Below are 18,009 nucleotides of genomic sequence, written 5' to 3' on the forward strand. Positions count from 1 at the left end.
ACGCGCATAAAGAAAGCCTCCCATTTCTCATGTCCAAGAAATGGGAGGCAGTTCAGTGGCGCGGCGGGGCGGGCAAGCGGCTATGAATAGCGGGCTTAGAACAGGCCGGTGATGTTGCCGTCGTTGTCGACGTCGATGTTCTCGGCCGCGGGAACCTTGGGCAGGCCCGGCATGGTCAGAACGCTGCCGGTCAGCGCGACCACGAAGTGAGCGCCGGCGGAAACCTTGAGCTCGCGCACGGTGATGCGGAAGCCCTCGGGGGCACCGAGGGCCTTAGCGTTGTCGCTAAAGCTGTACTGCGTCTTGGCCACGCACACCGGCAGGTTGCCAAAGCCGTTCTCGCGCAGCTCAGCGAGCTGGCGCTTGGCAGCCGGCGTAAAGTCAACGCCGTCGGCACGGTAAACCTTGGTGGCAACGGCCTCGAGGGCGTCGGCCACATCGGCACCGTCCTCGTAAGCAAACTTGAGCTCGCTCGGCTGCTCGATCAGGCGCATGACCTCATCGGCCAGGTCGAGCGCGCCCTCGCCGCCCTTGGCCCAGACCTCGGACAGCTTAACGTTGACGCCAAGCTTCTGGCACTCGGACTCGATGAGCTCCAGCTCGGCCTCGGTGTCCGTCGGGAAGCGGTTGATGGCGACCACACAGGGCAGGCCGTACACGTTCTGAATGTTGTCGACATGGCGCAGCAGGTTGGGCATGCCGGCCTTAAGGGCCTCAAGGTTCTCCTCGTTGAGGTCGGCCTTGGCGACACCGCCGTTGTACTTAAGCGCGCGGGCAGTCGCAACGACCACGACAGCGCTGGGACGAACGCCCGTCATGCGGCACTTGATATCGAGGAACTTCTCAGCACCCAGGTCGGCACCAAAGCCGGCCTCGGTAATGGCAACATCGCCAAAGCGCATGGCCATGCGGGTGGCCATGATGGAGTTGCAGCCGTGGGCGATATTGGCGAAGGGACCGCCGTGGACAAACGCAGGCGTGCCCTCGAGCGTCTGCACCAGGTTGGGTTTGAGCGCGTCCTTGAGCAGAGCAGCCATGGCGCCCTGAGCCTTAAGGTCGCGAGCGCGGACGGGCTCGCCGGCAAAGCTGTAGCCGACGACGATCTCGCCCAGGCGCTCCTTGAGGTCGTTAATGCTCGTGGACAGGCACAAGATTGCCATAATCTCGGAGGCGACGGTAATGTCGAAGCCGTCCTCGCGCGGCACGCCCTGGGCCTTGCCGCCAATGCCGTCGATGACGTGACGGAGCTGACGGTCGTTCATGTCGACGACGCGCTTCCAGGTGATGCGCTTAACGTCGATACCGAGCTGGTTGCCCTGCTGAATATGGTTGTCGAGCATAGCGGCCAGCAGGTTGTTGGCGGCACCGATGGCATGGAAGTCACCGGTAAAGTGCAGGTTGATGTCCTCCATGGGGATAACCTGGGCCCAACCGCCACCGGCGGCACCGCCCTTCACGCCAAAGACGGGACCGAGCGAAGGCTCGCGCAGAGCCACGGCGCTCTTGACGCCGCGACGGCGCAGACCGTCGGCAAGACCGATGGTCGTGGTGGTCTTACCCTCGCCGGCGGGCGTGGGGTTGATAGCGGTCACGAGGACGAGCTTAGCCTGATGATCAGTTGGCTCATTGAGCAGGGAGTAGTCGACCTTAGCCTTGTCGAAGCCGTACGGAATCAGATGCTTAACGTCAACGCCGGCGTTCTTAGCCACCTCGGTAATAGGCAGCGGCGTGACGGAACGTGCGATTTCGATGTCAGTAGGCATGGGCGGTCCTTTCGTTACCGGATGAGAAAAAGACCAATCCAGCATAGCACGGGCGCGCAATAGAAAAACACCCGTAACCGATGAATGGCGATATGTTTATCCAATGCCCAGCGATAGCCTAACAGCCTGCCAAAACAAAACCATCCCTAAACGGTTGGCTCGATCCCCAAATGCTCAAACGTGCGAAGGGTTGCTTGGCGGCCCTGGGGCGTACGGATCATCAGACCGCACTGCAGCAGATAGGGCTCATAGACATCCTCAAGCGTGCCCGGGTCCTCGCCTACCGCGCTGGCAAGCGTGGTCAGGCCCACGGCGCGACCGGAGAACGTCTTGGCAAGCGTCTCCAAAATACGGATGTCCATCCAGTCCAGGCCAAGCTCATCGATCTCGAAGAACTCGAGCGCTTGACGGCAAATGTCGAGTTCGATGGGACCGTTACCGCGCACCTGCGCATAGTCGCGCACGCGCTTGAGCAGACGGTTTGCAAGACGCGGCGTGCCGCGCGAGCGCGAGCCTATCTCGAGCGCGCTGGGATGGTCAATCGTCGCGCCCAGGATGGTCGCTGAGCGCGTCACGATCTGGGCGAGCTCCTCGACGGTGTAGTAATCCAGGCGATACGAGATGCCAAAGCGGTCGCGCAGCGGACCGGTCAGCATGCCCGAGCGGGTCGTCGCCGCCACCAGTGTGAACTTGGGGATGTCAAGGCGAATCGAGCGAGCCGCCGGACCCTTGCCGATTACGATATCGAGCGCAAAGTCCTCCATCGCGGGATACAGGACCTCCTCGACCGAACGGTTGAGGCGGTGGATCTCGTCGATAAACAGCACGTCGCCCGGCTGCAAATTGGTAAGGATAGCCGCCAGGTCGCCGGTACGCGCGATGGCAGGGCCACTCGTCGTCTTGATCTGAGCGCCCAGCTCGTTGGCGATAACCGTAGCCAGCGTGGTCTTGCCCAAGCCCGGAGGGCCTGAGAAGATCACGTGGTCGAGCGTCTCGCCACGGCTCTGCGCTGCCTCGATCAACACGCGCAGGCTCTGCTTGATGTGCTCCTGGCCGCAGTAGTCGTCCAAGCGCTGAGGGCGCAAGGTGCGGTCGACATCGAGGTCCTCGGGCGTCAGCTCCGAGCCCACCACGCGCTCACCGTGCGCCATGGATGCCGCCGGCGAGTTGCCGGGCGTCGCCCACAGGTCCTGAGAGTCATCGGCTTCCCACATCACGCATCCATTCCGAGTCGCTTAAGCGCCGCGCCGAGCAGATCCTCGACACGCATATCCTGCCCATCATACCCGCTCAGGGCAACATCGGTCTCCTGCGGGCTAAAGCCCATGGAAAGGAGTGCCGCGCGGGCATCGTCGATCGCCGAGGGAGCGGCAGCGGGAACCGGCATCGCAACCTGGCCGGGAATTACATCGACCGGCACAAAGCCCTTGTCCTTGGCAAAGGTGCTCTTGAGCTCCAGGATGAGACGCTGCGCGGTCTTTTTGCCCACGCCAGGCACCTTGGCCATGCCTTTGTCGTCCTCGGCCATTACCAGAGAATACAGCTGTCCCACGGTATAGGTGGAGAGCACGGCGAGCGCCAGGCGCGGGCCGACGCCCGAAACGGACACGAGCCGGTCGAACATCATGCGCTCATCCTTTGAGGAAAAACCGAAAAGTGTCATGGCGTCCTCGCGCACCTGCATACGCGTGTAGAGGCGGACCTCGCCACCGGGCGTCGGCAACGTGGCCGCAGTGCTACCCGAGATGCCGAGCTCAAAGCCAACGCCCGACACATCGACGACAGCAGAGCTCATCGTGGCCTCGACAAGCGTTCCGTGGAGCTGGGAAATCATCAGTATCCGGTTCCTCTCTGTTGATAGAACTCGCCACCGGTGAGGGCGCGGGTGCGGCTGAGGTTTACGTGGCAGATGGCGCAGGCCAGGGCATCGGCGGCATGGTCGGGATGCGGGTCGTGATCGAGCTGTGTGAGTGTGCGTACCATGTAGGCGACCTGCCGCTTGTCCGCGGCGCCAGTGCCCACCACAGCCTGTTTGATCTGCATGGGCGTGTACTCGCCAATCTCGAGCGCGCATTCCGAAAGTGCGACGAGTGCAGCACCGCGGGCATGCGCCGTGGGGATGGCCGAACGAACGTTGGCGCCAAAGTAAATGCTCTCGATAGCAGCGGTATCGGGACGATAGCGTTCGACAACGCCCTTGAGGTCGCGGGCGATATGCGACAGGCGCACCGCGAGCGGACTTCCGGCACTGGTCTCGATGCAGCCATAGGCACGGCAGCGAACCTCGCCACGCCGCTCCTCGATAATCCCCCAACCCGTATGAGCCAAACCGGGGTCAATGCCCAAGATAACCAAGCCGACCTCCCCTCGCCACAAGCACAGCGCAAGACAAGGCCCCGCGCATCATTCACGAACGTCTGTTCTAGAATAACACAACGGGGCCAAGATGCTTAGTTGAAGTGTCAGGGTTGGAAGCGAATCCTATCCCATAGTTAGTTCTGCGAGAAAAAGGGGAACTGCCTCGGATCAACCGGCGGGTGCGGCATCGGTCCGCCCTGGGGCCCGCCCTGCGGGCCGCCCTGACCGCCCATCATCTTATCGATGGCGTCCTGGACCTCGCCCTCAAACTTCTTCATGCCCTCATGCAAGCGACGCTGACCGTCCTCAGAGCGCAGCTCCTCCATTTGCTCGGGCGAAATACCCAGTAGCTCGCCCAGCACGCCCATCATCTCGTTTCGCACGCGCTCGCTCGTATCCTCGTCAGCAAAACGGCGCACCTCGGCGCGCGCCAGCGAATCGACCGTCATACGCTCCTTGCCGTTAAGCCCCAGGTCGGACCACGCGAGCATATACGGCCAGGCACGCTCGGCAAACGAACGGGCCGAGACGATCGGCGCCATCGGCAACATGCGGCGGGCAGCCTCACCCTGTCGAACGAGCATCAGCAGCAGCGAGCAGGCCTCAGGCTTGCCAGCGGCCATCGGGATGTCGTCGAAAGATCGATTGCGGTCCACGTGCGCCTCGAGCGCGCCATCGACCTCACCCGGCTCAAGCCCGCCGAGCAGCTGTGCCGCACGGTCGAGCATATCGACCGGACCGTCGAGCGTCGAGAGCGCCTGCGCCAGCACGCGCTCCATACAATCTTCCACTGCGTTGAGCGTCACGAGCTCTTGGGGCACCACGGCAGACGTGCGGTTGCGCACACGCGCCACAAACTCAAGCGTCGACAGGTACACATCGCCAAAGGGCGCAAAGTCGCCCTGGTAGCCGCCGCAAAGCGCCGGCGCCGCCAGCGCGTACTCGGTTTTGGACAGCGGGCTCAGCGCCATCGCACCCAGCTCGAGCGCCGTATCCTCCAGCATCAGGCCCAGCGTGCGCGAGCGCAGGCGCTCGGCATCGCCCGCCGACACGTCGCGATCGAGCACGCGCGCCGCATCCGGTGCATCGCGCTCGACGGTGCGAATGTGCAGACGCTCGGCGATGGCGCGGACGGCGGCACAGCGGGCAGCCTCGGCTTCTTCCTGCGCCGGCGTAAAGATACGGTTGCGCCCCAGCACCAGGCCAATCACATTGCGCGGGCCCAGAGCGTCGACGGCCAGCGCCGCCAGCAGGGACGACGGCAGGTCACCTTCGAGTGCCACCACAGCACGCGACGCACCGTGGGCTCGGGCGTTGTCGCGCACGGCGAGCACCAGCGCCTGCCACAGCCACTCCTCGGAACGGAACTCGGGCAGTTCGTGATCCTCCAGGGCATCGAGCATCACGCCGCGCTGAATCTCCTGAACCAGCAGGCTCTCCTCAAAGCACGGCGCCTGGGCCACCACGCGACCGCAGTCGTCGAGCACAAACGAACCGCCGGTATACACCGACTCGTCATAGGCACCGACCGGCGCCATGCAGGCAAACCACACGCTGCGCTTGGATGCGATCTTGCGGTAGGCGCCGCTGCGAACGGCAGCAATGGCGGCAGTCTCGCGGTCGGTCATGTCAAACGCGTTGAATTGGAAATACGCAATGAGGTCAACACCGGTCGGCAGCATCTCGAGTTCGCGGTCCAAGTCAAAAATTACGGCGATGCGCACGCCGTCCACGTCGAACACCGGCGGCGCCCAACGCGTGTCGTTGTTCTCGCCACGCTGCAAGGCAATGCTCGAACGCGCCGGCACCACATGACCGTCCTTGAGCATCATGTAGTCGAGCAGCGGTTGGCCCTCAAACGAAACCGCCGCGGGCACGATGCAGATCATGTCAAGCTCCTGGATACGCTCGGCGACACCAGTCAAACCGGCAAGCACGTCGTGCTCAAAGTCGGCAGCGCCCACCAGGCCACCGGGCATGGCGCCCATAAAGAGCGGAGCCGGAACGCACAGCACGCGCGCCCCGCGCTCGTGGGCCAGACGAGCCTGGTCCTCGATGCGGCCGCAAATGCCCTCAACATCCCCAAGGCGCATATCGATCTGTGCAAGCGCGAGCTTCATGGCTCAGCCCTTTCCGTCGTAAACCATCGAAATCGTAGTAAAAGCGCCGACCGCATAATGCAGCCGGCGCTTGCATGTGCATATGCTAGCTATGATACCCCGAGCGGGGGCGCGCTCCTAGAATGTCGCGGACCACAGCCCGTGCAGGTTGCAGTAGGCATAGACGGTACCGGTCTTGGAGCCGCCCGCGAAAAACGTCGCGGGTTTCATGCCGGGCTCAAGGTAATGGACCTCTAAGCGGCCCTCGGCCTCAAGGGCGATCCACTCAATGTAGTGCTCGGGCAGGCTGGGGTGCTCGACCGAGCCAACGCGTGCGCGAATCACGTGACCGTCACGCTCGGTCTCGACAACAGGCACGTGCTTCTCGTGCGCCGCGTCCTCAGTGTTTGCAGTCAGTTCCGTGCAACCGGCAGGGGTCGCAACGTCGTCGCCAAGGGCAGCGATGAGCTTGCCGTCGGGGTCCTTAAAGAATTTCGCCATGATGTTCTCCTTTGCTAATGTGCCAATGTTCTTGATGGTTCTTATGCCCAAAGGCAGACAAACCATCCACGGCATTGCAAATGAACACATAACGGACCAGGCAAGCGGTCGGGCCAAAATGCGTCGACCGTCCTGCCCACTCCAGCAGTCCCACCCCGCGCGCGGCTAGCGACCGTCGCCGCCCAGCAGCGCCAGAACATCTTCGCGGGTAAACAGCGCCGACGAGATGCCGTCGCCGCCGAGCACGCTGTTGACCAGGTCGCGTTTGGACTCCTGCATCTGCATAATGCGTTCCTCGATCGTGTCCTTGGCGATGAGCTTGTACACGGTCACGGTATGTTGCTGACCAATACGGTATGCACGATCAGTTGCTTGGTCCTGCGCCGCCACGTTCCACCACGGGTCGTAGTGGATGACCACGTCGGCAGCCGTCAGGTTAAGGCCCACGCCGCCCGCCTTGAGCGAAATCAAAAAGACCGGAACCTCGCCCGCTTGGAACTGCGCGACCATCTTGGCGCGGCTCTCCTTAGACGAAGCGCCCGTGAGCTTAAGGAAGGCGATGTCCTCCTTGGCCAGGCGCTTACCGATAATATCGAGCATACCCGTAAACTGGCTGAACAACAGGATGCGATGTCCGCCGTCGAGTGCGCCGTGCACGAGCTCCATGCACGTATCGAGTTTGGCGCTCCCCGACTTGTAATCCTCGTAGTGCAGACGCGGGTCGCAGCAGATCTGGCGCAACTTGGTGAGCTCGGCAAGCACCTTGAGCTTGTCTTTCTTAAACTCCCCAGCCTCGCGGTGCTGCACCTGCTGGGCGATGCGGTCCTGGTTGGCCAGGTAGAGCTTGCGCTGCTCGCCGGTGAGCTGTGCCATGACGGTGTCCTCGATCTTCTCGGGCAGGTCGGCCACCACGTCTTCCTTAACACGGCGCAGCACAAACGGCGACACGAGCGCCTGCAGGCGAGCGGCGCTGTCGCCCTCGGCGTGCTCGACTGGGCTTTCGAAGCGCTTGGCAAACGACTCGCGCGTGCCAAGTAAGCCCGGCATCAAAAAGTCGAAGATGCTCCAGAGCTCGGACAAGCGGTTTTCGATGGGCGTGCCCGTCAGGGCAAAGCGCACGCCGGCCGGCAGGCGCTTGGCGGCGCGCGCCACCTGGGTGAGCGGGTTTTTAATGTACTGGGCCTCATCGAGCACCGCACGGGCAAAGTCCTGCTCGACATACTCGTCGATATCGCGCCGCATAAGGTCATACGACGTCACGGCCACGTTATGCTCGGCCACGCCGGCAATCTGCACGCGACGCTGCGCCTTGGCGCCCACAATGGCGCACACATCGAGCGACGGGGCAAAGCGCTCCAGCTCGGCGGTCCAGTTGTACACAAGCGACGCAGGGCACACCACAAGCGTGGGCTTAATGTCCCCCGCTTCCACGCGCGCCAGGATATGTGCGATCATCTGCAGCGTTTTGCCCAGGCCCATGTCGTCGGCCAAGATGCCGCCAAGGCCCAGGTGTTCGAGCGAGCCGAGCCACTGGTATCCGTCGACCTGGTAGCCGCGCATCGTTGCCTTGAGCGATGCTGGCACCGTAAAGTCCATCTTGCCGAGCGTGTCCAGACGCTCGACGGTACGGCGGAACGCAGCGTCGCGATCGGCTTCGAGCGCGGGCGTGCGCGCGAGCATACTATCGACGAACAGGGTGCTCGACGCGGGAAGCGACACGCCGTCGAGCAGGTCGACGGCATCGACACCCAGGTCCTCGGCAAGGCCAAATGCAGCTCGGGCGCCCTCGTCCAGGCGAATGATGTCGCCGGACGTGAGACGCGCAAACGTCTGGTGACGCTTGTAGGAGTCGAGGTAGATGGCAAGATCTGCCGCCGAAAGACCGCTCGCGCCCAGTTCAACATCGAGCAGGTTGCTCTTGACGGTGGCACGCACCGAAAGCTTGGGCGCAGGGCGCACCGAGATCTGGCGTAGGCGGTCGCTGAGCATGACCTCGCCCAGCTCGGACAGGGCGGACAGGCCCTCGGTCAGCAGGCGGAACAAGCTCTCGTCGTCGCGCTCCTCAAACGCCAGGCCGCCCTCGTAAAAGTCGAAATACAGGGCCGCCGTGTCCATAACGCGAAACTCTGCTATCTCGTCGCGCGGCGGCACGCCCGGGCGCTGTTCTTCGAAGGGGCTTCCCGGAGCACCCAGGCTAAAGAGATCTGCCGACCAGTCGCCGTAGGAAACCGTAATCTTGCAGGTCACGAGCCCGTCGTCGACACCGATTGCCATGGCAAAGCTCGGCTCGGGCGCCACGGTGTCGAGCACGGCGGGAGCGGTGAGGTCAGTGTATTCGCGCAGCACGGGCAGTGCCATGCGGCAGAATTCGCCCACCTGCTCGGCGGCGATATGGACCGGCGTGCGGCAGGGCAGCAGACGCGACAGAAACGGTGCGGCATGCTGGGCAAACGCCGCATCGGCGCGGCGCGCGCGGTGCGTGTCGACCAGATAGGCAACGTCGCCCGAGACAAAGCAGTACATATCGGCGGGCAGGCGCAGATCGTAGCTGCCACCAGCCGCCGGCGCGATTTTGGCGGCGAGGAGCGGTGGTTGTTTTGCCGAGGCCTCGTCCTCCCCCACCGGCGACAACTCAACCGCCACCTCGTAGGAACGATGCGTCGTCGTTCCCCGCGACCAGGCGGGCTCAAAGGAAATGGTCCGGCCACGCAGCAAGTCCAGCATGTATACGATGTCATGCTCGGACAGCGGCAGCTGGCGCTCGGCGACAAAGCCGCTGCGTGCAAAATCGTACGACGCCGAACGCGAACTTGTGATGTCGCTCAGATACACAACCGTTGCCACAACAAGGTCGAGTAGGCGCACCGAAACCTCGTCGAAGGCCTCGGGCGCATGGAGGAATGTAAGCTTTTTGCCGTACGAGAACGTGCCGCCGCGCACGTAAGCGGCGGCCATGCCGTCGATGTCCTTGACCACGTAGGACACCGAGCCGCAGCGGATACGAAGCTCGAGCGCCCAGCTAAAGCGGTCGGCAAACAGCGGATTGTAGTACGGCACCAGCGAGGGCTCCAACACCGCCTTGGGGGCATCGGGGTCGACAGTGCCGGCGAGCTTGCGGCGCATGCCCGCCAACTCATCCATGCGCGCGTCCGAAAGATCGGAGAGCGCCTTCATGAGGCTCGGGCTCGTGGGGACGGGCGCCGGGAAGGGAAAGTTAGGGTTGACCGCTGGTGCGGCGGACGAGGGACGCGCGGCTTGCTTGGGCGCCGCCGTAAACGTGCGGACCGGCGTGCGCAGCCCCTCGACGGGCTCAATGCCGCTGGCATCCAGGTACGCCAGCGCCGTGGCGATGGCGTGCTTGCACATGCCGGGGTAGCGATAGGCAGCGGGGCAATCGCAGTCGTAGTCGATCACCTCGTGCTCGTCCATGTCGAGCGCCACGTGCGTCTTGTACAGGTCACCGCGCGAGCCGCGCACTGAGCCCTCAACCGTCACGTTTTTGGAGAAGCGCGAGCCGCTGTCCTCGATCGACAGCACGGCGCCGTTGAGCATGAGCGAGCGGCCCTTCATAAAGGTGCCGCTCAGCGCCGCCTCTTTCCGGAGCGCCTGCACAAACGTCCCCTGCGCCATCACTTCCTCCAATCTCGCACCGAGTACCTCTCAGCAACGCCGTCCCTAGATAACCGTCACGCGGCCTTGGTTACCCACAATGGCCTTGGCCTCGGCCAGCAGCGGAATCGAGCGCGCGTTGACCTTGGCAGGCACCTCGGCGCGCAGCACGCGCCCGTCCACCTGCTCGATAAAGATCTCCACGCGGTCGCCGCCCGGGTTAGCGGTGAGCACCGTGGCCAGGCGCGCCATATTGCCCTGGCTAAAGCGGCTGTTGGGCACCATGACCTCAAACACCTTGGGCTTGTTGTTCTCCTCGTTGAGCTCAAGCGGCACGATCTCCTGCGCGATGATCTGGTCGCCGCGGTCAGAGCGCTCGAGTTTGCCCTTGATGCGCACAAAGGCGTCGGACAGCTGCGCACCGGTCTCGGGATCGACCTCGCCGTACAGGTACCCCTCGGCCTCTTTATAGGTCTTGGGGAACACGACGACGGTGGCCTCGCCTTCCATGTCCTCGAGCTGCACGATGCCCATGGGGTCGCCGTTTTTGGTCACGCGCTTGGACACGCTCGAGACCATGCCGGCCCACCACAGCGCTTTGCCCTCGGGAATCTCCTGGTTGATGGTGCCGCCCGTAGGATTCTGAACTTCGTAGCCGGTGTCGATCTGCGAGAACGAGAAGTCGCGCGCTTTGCTGAGCGCATACTCAAACGGGCGCAGTGGGTGGTCCGAGACATAGATGCCCAGAACCTCTTTCTCCTGGCTCAGCTTAAGGTGGCGGTCCCATTCCTGGCCGTCCGGATCGGGCACGCTGACCTCGAAACCCGAGCCCTCAACATCACCAAACATGTCGAAGAACGAGGTCTGGCCGCTCGCGCGGTCCTTCTGGCGCTTTATCGCGGCGTCGATGATGTTCTCGGGGTTGTTCTTGTCCACAAAGTGCATCATCTGGCGGCGCGGATAGCCCGTGGAGTCGAAGGCACCTGCCTTGATCAGCGATTCGATCACGCGGCGGTTGGCCTGGCTCGAGTCCACGCGCTCGACAAAGTCGTGCAGCGTCTTAAACGGGCCGCCCGCCTCGCGCTCGGCGATAATCGCCTGCGCCACGCCGGTGCCCACGCCGCGGATGCCGGCCAGACCAAAGCGCACGCCTTCCTTGGTAGCCGTGAACTCGGTGCCGGACTCGTTGACATCTGGCGAAAGCACGGGGATGCCGTCGTGACGGCATGCCGAGACGTAGTGCACGATCTTGTCGGTCTTGCCCGTGTAGGACGTCAGCACGGCCGCCATGTACTCGTGCGGATAGTGCGCCTTGAGCCATGCCGTCTGCATAACCAGAATGGCGTAGCCGGCGGAGTGCGACTTGTTGAAGGCGTAGGACGCGAACTCGAGAACATCGTCCCAAATCTTCTGGGCGACCTCGCGCGTGTAGTTGTTCTTGATAGCGCCGTTCATCCAGTGGTCGTAGGTGGTCTCGTCCGAGCCATCCTCCCAGTGGAGCACCGTCGACGTGAGCAGCTTGATCTTTTTCTTAGCCACGGGCTTACGGATACGCGAGTCCGACTCGCCCTTGGAGAAGCCGCACATCTCGACGGAGATGAGCATAACCTGCTCCTGGTAGACCATGGTGCCGTAGGTTTCGCCCAGGATGTCGTCCAGACGGTCGTCGTAGGAGACGGCCGGCTCCTTGCCGTTCATACGGTTGATGTAGGACGAGACCATGCCGGCGCCTAGCGGGCCCGGACGGTACAGGGCGATCAATGCCACGACGTGCTTGTACTCTGTGGGCTTCATGTTCTTGATCGTGGCCGTCATGCCGGCGGACTCGACCTGGAAGACGCCGGCGGTGTGACCGGAGCCCATGAGCTTAAAGATCTCGGGGTCGTCAAAGGGAATCTCTTCCTCTTTGATGTCGATGCCGAAGTTCTTTTTGATGTTTGCCTTGGCCTTGGAGATAACCGTCAGCGTGCGCAGGCCCAGGAAGTCCATCTTGAGCAGGCCCATGTCGGCAACGGTATGGCCCTCGTACTGGGTAATCTCGACGCCGCCCTTGGTGTCGAGCTTGGTGGGCACGTGCTCGTTGACGGGGTCACGGCAGATCAGAACGGCGCACGCGTGCACGCCCTCGCCACGGGTGAGGCCCTCGATCGAGAGCGCCGTGTCGATGATGCGGCGGGCGTCGTCGTCCTTTTTATAGGCCTCGGCAAAATCGGGGTTAAACAGATCCTCTTTGCCGGGTTGTTTGTCGAGCACCTGCTTGAGCTTGACCTTGGGGTCGCTCGAGACCATCTTGGACAGGCGCTGGCCCATGTAGACCGGGTAGTCCAGGACGCGCGCGGCGTCGTTGATGGCCTGCTTGGCCTTAATGGTCGAGTAGGTGATGACGTGGGTGACCTTCTCGGGGCCGTAGAGCTGGCGAACGTGCTCCACGACCTCGAGGCGCCGCTCATCGTCGAAGTCCATATCGATATCGGGCATCTCGGTACGCTGCGGGGACAGGAACCTCTCGAACATCAGGCCGTTTTCGAGCGGGTCGAACGCGGTGATGTTCATGGCGTAGGCGACGATAGCGCCGGCGGCCGAGCCACGGCCGGGGCCGACGCCGATGCCGTTGTCCTTGGCCCATTGCACGTACTCGGCGACGATCAAAAAGTAGGCGGCAAAGCCCTTGTCGCAGATGACCTTGTATTCGTACTCAAAGCGCTCTTTGATGTTGACGCCACCGATCTCGCGCGTGGCCCAGTCGTCACCGTAGTGCTGGCGCAGGCCCTTCTCGCACTCGCGGCGGAACTGGCTCTCGTGCGTCTCGCCGGGATCGAGCAGCGGGAAGCGCGGCAGGATGATGGAGTCCCAGTCGAGCTCCACGTAGCACTTGTCGGCGATCTCGAGCGTGTTGTCGCAGGCCTCGGGGCAATACGGGAACATCGCCCGCATCTCCTCCTCGGTCTTCATGTAAAACTCCGAGCCGGTCATACGCATGCGGTTGGGGTCGTCGACCTTGGCGTTCATACCGATGCACATGATGACGTCCTGCACGGGGGCGTCCTCGCGGCGCAGGTAATGGAAGTCGTTGGTGGCGATGACCTTGACACCCACCTGCTTGGCGATATCGATGAGCGTGCGGTCCATCTGCTCGTCGGTCAGGCCGTTATCGGTGGTAATGCCGTGTTCCTGGATCTCGATATAAAAGTCGCCGGGGTCGAAGGTATCGCGGAAGGTCTCGGCCCACTTGATGGCGCCCTCCATGTCACCGCGGTCGATGTACTTGGGAATGATGCCGGCGATGCAGGCGCTCGTGCAAATCATGCCCTTGGCATGACGGCGCAGGTTGTCGAGCGTCACGCGCGGCTTGTAGTAAAAGCCCTGCACGGCGGCCTCGGAGACCGTCTGCATCAGGTTGACGTAGCCCTCCTGGTCCTTGGCCAGAAGGATCATGTGGTAGAGCTCGGGTTTATGGTCGCGGGCGAGCGTCTCGTCCGGCGTAAAGTAAACCTCGCAGCCAAAGATGGGCTTGATGACCAGGGGCGGCTTAAGCTCGTCGATGTTGCCCTTCTCGTCCCACATGGCCATGTCCTTGACGTACTGGGCGTGCTCGCGCGGGTTTGCCTCGGGGTCGGGCTCCACCAGCTCGTCGCGGCGGTCCTTTTCCAAGAAGGCCTTGTCGTGGCTCCACGTTTTGTACTCGGGCGTGTTGTGGTTGACGGCGTCGCAGGCCAGCGCCAGGTCGGGCACGCCATACATGTAGCCGTGGTCGGTAATGGCCACGGCGGGCATGCCAAGCTCAACGGCGCGGTTGACCATATCCTGGATACGGGTTGCGCCGTCGAGCATGGAGAAAACAGTGTGATTGTGCAGATGGACGAATGCCATGTGATGAGCTCCGATGCGGGTTCGTGTTCTGACTGAACGATTTTACCCCACGGCACGGACAGCACCCGAACCTAGCCAAACCCACACGGCTCCTCTTGCAGTTGCGGTGAAATAGTTCCCGCTTGGGCCATCTGGGCCGCAATACAGGAACTATTCCACCGCAAGTTATCTGAGAGCTAGAGATTGTAGGTGACCACTTGAGGTTCGGCGGGTTCGACGAAGAGAGTCGGATCGGCCTGTTCCACGCGGACGAACTTGACGGTCACGGCCTCAAAGCCCGCCTTGTGCAGAACATCAGCGTAGACGCGCGCCTGCAGGGCGTGCTTCTCCTGCAGCTGTTCCGGCGTCTCGTCCGGCGTGCCGCCCGTCTTGTAGTCGATGACCAGTGCCCGCGACGGATCGGCCGGGTTCGTCGCCAAAGCGTCGATGGCGCCCTCGGCATATGCACCGTAGCGAGCGATGTCCTCGTCCTCGCAGCCCAGCGAAAAGAACGGCACCTCGGCGCGAACACACGGCCACGCGAGCAGGTCGGCACGAACAGCCGACTTGAGCCAGCGGTCCAGGGCAACGTCGAAGCGTTCGCGCTGCTCCGGCGTCAGGCGCCACAGGCGCGCCAGCGCATCGGCACGCGCGGCGGGCAGCGCATCGGCACCCATCTCGATGAGCCACTGGCAGGCAGCGTGGAAGGCCGAGCCCAGCGCCATGGGGTTGCCGGCGGGCTCAACGGCGGCCACGTCTGCATCCGTCATCTCCGAGCCATCCGACTCTGCATCATCGCCGGACTCGTCCATGGGCACGCGCGCCTCGGCAGCACGGTCCTCGGACTCGGCATGTAGCGCCGCGGCAATTGACGAGTAGCTGTACGAATCGCGCTCCGGATACGGGCAGGTGCCCATGCGCACGCCCGCCGCCTGGGGATACACGAGCTCAAACGCATCGGGATCGGGGTCGGCAGGACCGGGGACGATTGTACTGGCCGAATCGTCGGCAGTATCTGTATCGACATCGCCGCGAACAAGCCTGCCCTCGGCATCCAGCGAAGCGTTGGCCTCAAACGCCTGCTCGCCAAAGATAAAGTTCGCAAGCGAAATGAGCTCGTAGTCGCCCGGCCGGGAGTTGTCGAACACCAGGCGGTCGGCATCGAGCTGCGGCATGTCCAGAGCGTCGGTCGGCAAAATACGGCGCAGCACGTCATAGGTCAGATCGGTCTCGACGTCGAAGGTCGGCGCCGTCACCTTGCCACGGCTCACGCCGGCATCCATCGCCAAGATCACCAGCTCGCGCGCACGCGTCATGGCGACATAGAGCAAACGAGCCCGCTCTTCGAGCGAAAGCTGCAGGTCGTCGTTGCGCAGGCGAGCAAATGCCTCGGCGGGAGAACCCGTCGCGCAGACGTCCTCCATGAGCTCCGGCGGCAGCCACAGCGACGTGCCCTTGCCCTTAAACGCATGCTCAAACTGCTTTTTAACGTCGTCGCCCTTCACAAAGGTTCCGTCGGCGAGCTTAACGCCGTCGAAGCGTGCCGGCAGCGCCACGACCTGCGCTCCGCCCTCGACGCGACCCATCTGTGCCGCACCCGAGGACTTACGCACGCCAAAGCACTCGGCGACCGCCACGACCGGATATTCCAGACCCTTGGAGGCATGCACCGTCATGATGCGCACCGCGCCGTCGCCCTCCTCGTTGAGGGCACCCGGGGCTTCCTTGCCCGCTAGGAAGCGATCGAAGGCAAGCGCGATGGAACGCGGCGAGTTGCCGAACTCGGCCTCCGCCTCGGCCACAGCGTCGAGCGCCTTGAGCACGTTGGCGGCAATGGCCTTGCCCTCGGGGCCACGCTGCGCCAGACGCACGAACCAGCCCGAAGCGTTGACCACGTCGCGTGCGATGGCGGCGAACGAATCGCGGCCCACGCGACGAAGCGCATACCGCAGCACCTCGCGGGCGCGCGTCACGAGCGGCAAGTCTTGCAAACCCGGCACATCGGAATCGCTCATGATGCCCACGTCGATATTCCGGCGCGAGGTCTCCCCCGTCTCGCTATCGAGCTTGGTCGCCAGCGCCAAAAACTCCTGGGCGCCCAGCGCAAACATCGGCGAGGCGAGCAGCGGCATAAGGCCCTGCGCCGTATCGGCCGGATTGGCGAGCGCACAAACCAGGGCGCGCACCGTCTGCACCTCGGCAGCCTGCGCAAAGACCGAGCCGCCTGCGATAACACAGTCGAGCCCCTGGTCGCGGAAGGCCTGTGCGTAGACGTCTGCGTTGGTCATGCGGCCCAGCAGCAGCACCATGCCGCCCTGGGGCTGGCCGGCATCGGCAAGCGCGCGGAATCGCTCGGCGATCGCACGGGCCTTGGCCTGTGTGCGCTCCTGCGTGCTGCCGCCGGCAACAAAGAGGGCCTGGCGACGCGAGGCGTCTGCCACCAGCGTGTCCTTGCGGCCGTCGCTCGCCTCAAGGTCCAAAAAGCCCTGCATCAGGCCGCCGTCATCGCCGTCGAAGACGCGTGCCACGTAACGCAACACCTCGTCATGGCTGCGGAAGTTGCGCACGAGCTTGACGAGCTCGCCGGCGGGGGCGTCAGTCACGGCAGTCGCCTCGGGCGCGGCAGACGAGCCCACCTTGCGCTCCTGGCGACGGAACACCTCGACCTCAGCGCCGCGGAAGCGATAGATCGACTGCTGCGCATCGCCCACGGTACACAGCGCACGCTCCCCCGCGCCGGTCAGGTAACGGATCAGGTCGACCTGCATCTGGTCGGTATCCTGGAACTCGTCGATCATGACCATCTTAAAGCGGCCCTCGTATGCCGCTCGGATGGCTGGGTAATCGCGCAGGGCCTCGTAGGCCATACGCAGCAAGTCGTTGTTGTCGAGGGCGGACTGGGCAGCCTTCAGTACGCGATACTCGGCCTCTACAGAGCGGGCCAAGCCCACCAGTGCATCGAGCGCGGGACCACCGCAGGCCAGCACGATATTGATAAATGCATCGGCGGCCTCGGCCTTGAGCAGCTCGACCTGCTCCTTAGGGAATGCCTTGCTCGCGCGCGGCATGGTGCACGACATCATGAGTCGCGCCGCATCGGCCATGGTCTTGCCGCTGGCCTCGAATGCATCGATGGCATCGAGCGCCATCTGTGCCTTCTCGGTCGCGGCCTTGCTTACGCCCAGCGCCGCGCGATAGGCATCGGCAAGTGCCGAGGTATCGGCCTGGCCGCGCGCCACGCGCACGTCGTCCATACCGCCCGGCAGCTGGCTCGAGAGCTCCAGCAGCTCGCGCACCAGGCCCTTGATGGTGGTGCCGGCGCCAAAGGGGCCGCCCTCGCCCGCCATGGGATACCAGGCGTAGAGGGCCTTGAGCGATGCCGCGAGCTCGGGGGCGGCATCGGGCGCCGTCGCGCGGGCCAGCACATGCTCAACAGCCTGGTCCATAAGCTCGTCGGTATCGGTGAGCACCGTGAACTCGGGGTCGATGCCCAGCTCCAGCGCATGCGCGCGCAGGATGCGCGAACACATGCCGTGAATGGTCGAGATCCACGCATCGTCGACGGTCAGAGCCTCCTCGTCCATGCCCTCGTCGATGAGCGCGCGGCGCACGCGGTCACGGATCTCGGCCGCGGCATCTTTGGTAAAGGTAATGGCGAGCACCTGGTCCAGATGCTCAACGAACGGACCAGACTCGGGCGAGAGCGCGTAGACGATGCGGCGCGTAAGGGTAAAGGTCTTGCCCGAACCGGCGCCCGCCGAGACAAACAGCGGACGGTCGAGCGTTTTGACGATCCGCAGCTGTTGCGGCATCAAAGTCGAAAGATCCAT

The 18,009-nt window shown here is 63.6% G+C and carries 9 protein-coding genes; all 9 read right to left on the reverse strand.

Going from position 1 to position 18,009, the window contains the following annotated elements; translation table 11 throughout:
* Window positions 1–95: 95 nt before the first annotated feature.
* The 9 genes from KSY82_RS02980 to KSY82_RS03020 all read right to left on the reverse strand — a co-directional run bounded on the left by KSY82_RS02980 (window position 96) and on the right by KSY82_RS03020 (window position 18,009).
* Window positions 96–1,763, reverse strand: a complete 1,668-nt coding sequence (locus tag KSY82_RS02980) for a formate--tetrahydrofolate ligase (RefSeq protein ID WP_217750227.1) — start codon at window positions 1,761–1,763, stop codon at window positions 96–98.
* Between the two features lie 146 nt (window positions 1,764–1,909).
* Window positions 1,910–2,977 carry a Holliday junction branch migration DNA helicase RuvB gene (gene ruvB / locus KSY82_RS02985; protein WP_217750228.1) on the reverse strand — a complete coding sequence of 356 codons (1,068 nt, stop codon included), beginning with the start codon at window positions 2,975–2,977 and terminating at the stop codon, window positions 1,910–1,912.
* The gene (gene ruvA, locus KSY82_RS02990) at window positions 2,977–3,597 is read right to left on the reverse strand and encodes a Holliday junction branch migration protein RuvA (protein WP_217750229.1); all 621 of its coding nucleotides are present in this window, start codon (window positions 3,595–3,597) and stop codon (window positions 2,977–2,979) included. Before ruvA ends, ruvB begins: the two co-directional genes overlap by 1 nt.
* A complete protein-coding gene (ruvC, locus tag KSY82_RS02995; protein ID WP_035137351.1) occupies window positions 3,597–4,118 on the reverse strand; it encodes a crossover junction endodeoxyribonuclease RuvC in 522 nt (173 codons plus the stop codon). The genes ruvA and ruvC overlap by 1 nt, the downstream gene beginning before the upstream one ends.
* A 137-nt stretch (window positions 4,119–4,255) precedes the next feature.
* Window positions 4,256–6,241: an NAD(+) synthetase gene (locus KSY82_RS03000; protein ID WP_217750230.1), complete on the reverse strand. Its 1,986-nt coding sequence runs from the start codon at window positions 6,239–6,241 to the stop codon at window positions 4,256–4,258.
* A gap of 117 nt (window positions 6,242–6,358) precedes the next feature.
* The gene (locus KSY82_RS03005; protein ID WP_055285739.1) at window positions 6,359–6,721 is read right to left on the reverse strand and encodes a desulfoferrodoxin family protein; all 363 of its coding nucleotides are present in this window, start codon (window positions 6,719–6,721) and stop codon (window positions 6,359–6,361) included.
* A 165-nt stretch (window positions 6,722–6,886) separates the two neighbouring features.
* Complete coding sequence (locus tag KSY82_RS03010; protein WP_217750231.1) at window positions 6,887–10,351, reverse strand: DEAD/DEAH box helicase; 3,465 nt, start codon at window positions 10,349–10,351, stop codon at window positions 6,887–6,889.
* A gap of 45 nt (window positions 10,352–10,396) precedes the next feature.
* Window positions 10,397–14,200: a DNA polymerase III subunit alpha gene (gene dnaE, locus KSY82_RS03015; RefSeq protein WP_215674151.1), complete on the reverse strand. Its 3,804-nt coding sequence runs from the start codon at window positions 14,198–14,200 to the stop codon at window positions 10,397–10,399.
* Between the two features lie 176 nt (window positions 14,201–14,376).
* Window positions 14,377–18,009: a UvrD-helicase domain-containing protein gene (locus KSY82_RS03020; RefSeq protein ID WP_217750232.1), complete on the reverse strand. Its 3,633-nt coding sequence runs from the start codon at window positions 18,007–18,009 to the stop codon at window positions 14,377–14,379.

The sequence above is a fragment of the Collinsella aerofaciens genome (assembly GCF_019131995.1).
Classification (GTDB): Bacteria; Actinomycetota; Coriobacteriia; order Coriobacteriales; family Coriobacteriaceae; genus Collinsella; species Collinsella aerofaciens_S.

Excerpts from the sequence above, each read along its gene's own strand:
- KSY82_RS02980 (WP_217750227.1), bottom strand. The coding sequence starts at position 1,763 with ATGCCTACTGACATCGAAATCGCACGTTCCGTCACGCCGCTGCCTATT.
- ruvB (WP_217750228.1), bottom strand. The coding sequence starts at position 2,977 with ATGTGGGAAGCCGATGACTCTCAGGACCTGTGGGCGACGCCCGGCAAC.
- ruvA (WP_217750229.1), bottom strand. The coding sequence starts at position 3,597 with ATGATTTCCCAGCTCCACGGAACGCTTGTCGAGGCCACGATGAGCTCT.
- KSY82_RS03000 (WP_217750230.1), bottom strand. The coding sequence starts at position 6,241 with ATGAAGCTCGCGCTTGCACAGATCGATATGCGCCTTGGGGATGTTGAG.
- KSY82_RS03005 (WP_055285739.1), bottom strand. The coding sequence starts at position 6,721 with ATGGCGAAATTCTTTAAGGACCCCGACGGCAAGCTCATCGCTGCCCTT.
- KSY82_RS03010 (WP_217750231.1), bottom strand. The coding sequence starts at position 10,351 with ATGGCGCAGGGGACGTTTGTGCAGGCGCTCCGGAAAGAGGCGGCGCTG.
- dnaE (WP_215674151.1), bottom strand. The coding sequence starts at position 14,200 with ATGGCATTCGTCCATCTGCACAATCACACTGTTTTCTCCATGCTCGAC.
- KSY82_RS03020 (WP_217750232.1), bottom strand. The coding sequence starts at position 18,009 with ATGGATCTTTCGACTTTGATGCCGCAACAGCTGCGGATCGTCAAAACG.